Source organism: Geodermatophilus obscurus, from assembly GCF_900143215.1.
GTDB classification, from domain to species: domain Bacteria; phylum Actinomycetota; class Actinomycetes; order Mycobacteriales; family Geodermatophilaceae; genus Geodermatophilus; species Geodermatophilus obscurus_A.
The window spans coordinates 1-2,172 of sequence record NZ_FRDM01000090.1 but is presented as its reverse complement, the minus strand read 5'-3'; the positions used below and the strand labels follow the sequence as shown (position 1 = coordinate 2,172).

At 74.7% G+C, this 2,172-nt stretch carries 4 protein-coding genes; all 4 read left to right on the top strand.

Annotated features, from left to right (window positions below):
• A partial coding sequence (locus BUB17_RS25070; RefSeq protein ID WP_141243214.1) for a TlpA family protein disulfide reductase occupies positions 1 to 249 on the top strand: 249 nt, incomplete at its 5' end.
• The gene (locus tag BUB17_RS25065) at positions 246 to 1,007 is read left to right on the top strand and encodes an NUDIX hydrolase (RefSeq protein ID WP_072921559.1); all 762 of its coding nucleotides are present in this window, start codon (positions 246 to 248) and stop codon (positions 1,005 to 1,007) included. The genes BUB17_RS25070 and BUB17_RS25065, both read left to right, overlap by 4 nt.
• Before the next feature lie 152 nt (positions 1,008 to 1,159).
• The gene (locus BUB17_RS25060) at positions 1,160 to 1,474 is read left to right on the top strand and encodes a plastocyanin/azurin family copper-binding protein (RefSeq protein WP_244277481.1); all 315 of its coding nucleotides are present in this window, start codon (positions 1,160 to 1,162) and stop codon (positions 1,472 to 1,474) included.
• 89 nt (positions 1,475 to 1,563) lie between these two features.
• Positions 1,564 to 2,172, top strand: a 609-nt coding sequence (locus BUB17_RS25055) for a CvpA family protein (protein WP_141243213.1), incomplete at its 3' end; no start/stop codon positions are given.

Here is a 2,172-nt window from a genome sequence, read left to right as displayed (position 1 = left end):
TCGGTGGTCGGTGTCATCAGCCGGGACGGCGCTCCGCAGGCGGGGTCCTTCGCTGCGGACGCCGGGGCCACCTTCCCCAGCGCCTTCGACGCCGACGGCGAGCTGATGGCCGAGCTGGGCCTGGGCGCGCTGCCCTACACCTACCTCATCGACGCCGACGGCGGGATCGCCCACGTCCAGGTGGGCCCGGTGGCCGACCTCGCCGAGCTGGAGGGCCTGGTCGCCGAGCACCTGGGGGTGACGCTGTGACCGACGTGCCCACCGCCGAGGCCGCCCTGCCGGAGTACCTGCGCCGGCTGCTCGCCGCGGGCGACCTGCCGCTGCGCCACCGGATGCCCCGGCCCACGGCGACCGCCCGGCGCTCGGCGGTGCTCATCCTGTTCGGCGAGGGCCCGCGCGGCGCCGACGTCCTGCTCATCGAGAAGTCCGCGCACCTGCGCACCCACGCCGGGCAACCGGCCTTCCCCGGCGGCGGCGCCGACCCCGGTGACGACTACCCGGTGGGCACCGCGCTGCGGGAGGCCGAGGAGGAGGCGGGCATCGACCCGGACGGCGTCCGCGTGCTGGCCACGCTGCCGGAGCTGTTCCTGGGGCCCTCGGACAACCTCGTGGTGCCGGTCGTGGCCTGGTGGGACGACCCGCGCGACGTCACCGTCGGCGACCCGCGCGAAGTGGCCCGGGTGGCACGGGTACCGCTGGCCGACCTCGCCGACCCGGCCAACCGCTTCCGCGTCGCCCACCCGTCGGGGTACGTCGGCCCGGCGTTCGGCGTCGCCGGCATGGTCGTCTGGGGCTTCACCGGCGGACTGCTCGACGCCATCCTCGAGGCCGCGGGGCTGGCCCGGCCCTGGGACGTGACGGACGTGCGGCCGCTGCCGGTGCTCGGTGCCCGCCGCCCGCAGCTACCCGGCACCCTCGATCCCACGGACGACGAGGACGCCGCCGCGCCGACGGTCGCCGACCCCGCACCCGACGGCCCTCCGGCAAGTACCGTTCCCCCGCGATGAAGGGTGAGAGGGGAAGGGCCCGGGGACGGAGCCGGGGCCCCTGCGAGAAGGCCGCTGCGGTCGCCGCCGCGGTGGTCCTGCTCGCCGGGTGTGGCGGCGGGGGGACGGCCGGGCAGGAGGCGGCACCGTCGTCCGGTCCGGCGCTGGGTACGGTGACGACGGCGCCCGACGGCGTCCAGGAGGTCACCCTGCAGACCCAGGACGACTACGTCTTCACCCCCAGCACGTTCACCGTCGCGCCCGGCCCGGTACGGCTCACCGTGGTCAACGTCGCCGAGCAGATGACGCACAACTTCCGCTTCACCCCGGACGACGGCCCCGCGCCGATCGACCCGGAGATCCCGCTGCTGACGCCGGGGGAGACCCGCAGCATCGAGTTCACCGCCACCACGCCCGGTGAGTACGGCTTCGAGTGCAGCTTCCACACCCAGCTGCAGCAGTTCGGCACCATGACGGTCAGCGGTTAGGCGATGACGACGGTTTCGGGAGCATCGCACGGAGCGCCAGCGGCCGAGGAGCGGACCGGCTCCGGAGTCGAGCGGGGGACGTAGCGAGCATGTCGATCGTCGACCTCGTCCTCATCGGACTGGCGCTGGTCTTCGCCTTCTCCGGGTTCCGCCAGGGCGTCATCGTCTCGGCCACCTCGTTCTTCGGCTTCTTCGGCGGCGCGGTGCTGGGTGCGCAGCTGTCCCGGCCGGTCGCCGACCGCCTCGACGGGACGGCGACCACCCGGGTGTTCGCCGCGCTGGTCGTCGTCCTCGCCGCGGCGTTGCTGGGACAGGTGCTGGCCGGCGCCATCGGCCGGGCGGTGCGCCGCCGCGTGACGTGGCAACCGGCCGAGGTCGTCGACTCGGTGGCCGGAGCGGTGCTGTCGGCGACCGCGGTGCTGCTCGTCGCCTGGATGGTGGCCACCCCGCTGGCCCAGGCGCCGTTCCCGCAGGTCGCCAGCCAGGTGAAGAACTCGGCACTGGTGCAGGCGGTCGACCGCAGCGTCCCGAACGGCGTCCGGGTGGTCTACGACTCGCTCCGGGAGGCCATCGACCACAACGGGCTGCCCGACGTGCTGGACCCGCTGACCCCCACGCAGGTCCCCGACGTCGCCGCACCGGACCAGGCGCTGCGCGAGAGCCCCGTCGTCAACTCGGTGCAGGGCTCGGTGGTGCAG